General features: G+C 72.5%; 1 protein-coding gene and 1 pseudogene. One reads left to right on the top strand and one right to left on the bottom strand.

Going from position 1 to position 818, the window contains the following annotated elements; genetic code table 11:
* Positions 1-16 precede the first annotated feature (16 nt).
* Positions 17-136, top strand: a pseudogene (locus tag AC1D15_RS35170) (GNA1162 family protein); the annotation flags it as partial.
* Here AC1D15_RS35170 and AC1D15_RS35165 read toward each other — a convergent pair.
* Positions 96-761, bottom strand: a complete 666-nt coding sequence (locus AC1D15_RS35165) for a protein-methionine-sulfoxide reductase heme-binding subunit MsrQ (protein WP_477829726.1) — start codon at positions 759-761, stop codon at positions 96-98. The pseudogene AC1D15_RS35170 and the gene AC1D15_RS35165 overlap by 41 nt on opposite strands.
* Positions 762-818: the final 57 nt, after the last annotated feature.

Genomic DNA, 818 nt, shown 5'->3' with positions numbered 1-818 from the left:
GTGGAAGGGCTCGGCGGTGGCCAGCTCGTCCGAGGAGCAGCAGCAGTCGCAAGGCGGCCTGATCGGCGCGCTGGTGGGTGCGCTGGTGCGGCACGTCATGAGCAACGCCACCGACGAGTCGTACCGCTGGGCCGGGGTGGCCGACGATCGCATGCTGGGGGCGCCGCGCCGCAACGGCGTGCTGCCGGGGCCGCGCTCGCCGCTGTACGGTCAGCCGATGCCGGTGCAGTGACCGCTTCCGGCTGTGTCCGCGCACGAGAGAAGTGCGCGGCCAGCCGGAACGCGAGCAGCCCTGCGGCGATGCCGGCGAAGACCCACGCTGACACGTGGCCCACCTTCGCCTGCAGCACGCCATGCAGCGCCGCGAGCGCGACCGCTGCATGCACCAGCTTGTGCAGCCGCACCCAGTGGCGCTTCATCCGGCGGATCGCCCATTGAGTGGAGGTCAGCGCCAGCGGCAGCAGCAACAGCAGCGCCGCCGAGCCGATCGCGATGAACGGCCGCTCGGCCAGGTCCTGCGCATACGCGCGCAGCGTGCCGGCATCGAAGCCCAGGTAGAGACCGAGGTGCACCACCGCATAGCCGAAGCTCCACAGCCCGAGCTGGCGGCGTTGGCGGATCAGCGCGTTCCAGTCGCCGATGCGCCGCCCGCAGTGCAGCGCGACGGCGCGCGACAGCCACACCGACATGCGGCGCAGCGGCGTGATCGCGAGTGTCGCCAGCAGCAGCCCCATGGCCCACCAGCCGCTCGCGTGCGTCAGCGCGGCGATCGGATCGGGGCCGAGCGTGCCGGCGATGAACGCGAAGCCCCAGCGCAG

This window comes from Rhizobacter sp. P2_H2 (assembly GCF_056403375.1).
Note: the sequence above shows the minus strand (reverse complement) of the source record. Positions and strands in the feature narration are given on the sequence as shown.